The 386-nt window shown below is 69.4% G+C and carries 1 protein-coding gene; it reads left to right on the forward strand.

Annotation, left to right across the window (positions count from 1 at the left end; genetic code table 11):
• The coding region (locus METUNV1_RS00055; protein ID WP_043358629.1) for a sulfate ABC transporter substrate-binding protein at positions 1–386 on the forward strand (386 nt) is incomplete at both ends.

A 386-nucleotide genomic window follows, 5' to 3' on the forward strand; every position in this document is an offset into this window, starting at 1 on the left:
GGAAGGCGAAATCCGGCGACAACGTCACCATCAAGCAGTCCCACGGCGGCTCCGGCAAGCAGGCCCGCTCGGTCATCGACGGCCTCGAAGCCGACGTGGTCACCCTCGCCCTGGCCTACGACGTCGATGCCCTGCACGACAACGGCAAGCTCATCCCCGCCGACTGGCAGAAGCGCCTGCCCCACAACGCCTCGCCCTACACCTCCACCATCGTGTTCCTGGTGCGCAAGGGCAACCCCAAGGGCCTGAAGGACTGGAACGATCTGGTCCGGCCCGGCGTCGAGGTCATCACCCCCAACCCCAAGACCTCGGGCGGCGCGCGCTGGAACTACCTCGCCGCCTGGGCCTACGCGGCCAAGCAGCCGGGCGGCTCGGACGCCACCGCG

Origin of the sequence: Methyloversatilis universalis FAM5 (assembly GCF_000214035.2) — a bacterium.
Classification (GTDB): domain Bacteria; phylum Pseudomonadota; class Gammaproteobacteria; order Burkholderiales; family Rhodocyclaceae; genus Methyloversatilis; species Methyloversatilis universalis.